1 protein-coding gene is annotated in these 535 nt (G+C 68.2%); it reads left to right on the plus strand.

All coding sequences use genetic code 11. The annotated features are described in order from the left end of the window. The coding region (locus HHX30_RS40415) for an ATP-binding cassette domain-containing protein (RefSeq protein WP_169989221.1) at positions 1 to 456 on the plus strand (456 nt) is incomplete at its 5' end. Between the last annotated feature and the right edge of the window lie 79 nt (positions 457 to 535).

Here is a 535-nt window from a genome sequence, read left to right on the forward strand (position 1 = left end):
CGGCCGCCGGATCCGCGGCGGGCGATCCGCACGTTGTCGGGTGGTAATCAGCAGAAGGCGGTGCTGGGGCGGTGGCTGGCCGAGGACCGCAAGTTGTTGCTGCTGGATGAGCCGACTCGTGGTGTGGATGTCGGGGCGCGGGCTGAGTTGTATGCGCTGGTGCGCAAGCTGGCCGATGACGGTATCGGGGTGCTGCTGGTGTCCAGTGAGGTGCCCGAGGTGCTGGGCCTGGCCGATCGTGTGCTGGTCGTTCGTGAGGGCCGGGTCGTCCATGAGGCGCCGGCCGAGGACCTGGACGAGCACCGGGTGCTCGATCTGGTGATGGTCTCGCAGGAGACCCCCGATTCCGATGCCGATTCCGGTTCCGGTTCCGGTTCTGGGTCTGGTGCCGGGTCCGGGTCTGGGTCCGGGTCTGATGAAGCAGAAACATCCTCTGAAGGAGCGTTGCATGACTGAGGTCGATCAGGCCGCGCCGGCCGGTCCGGGTGTGAAAGCGCCGGGTGCCGGTGGCCGCCTGGGGCGGCTGGGTGAGGTC

Origin of the sequence: Microbispora sp. H10836 (genome assembly GCF_012999525.1) — a bacterium.
Taxonomy (GTDB): Bacteria; Actinomycetota; Actinomycetes; order Streptosporangiales; family Streptosporangiaceae; genus Microbispora.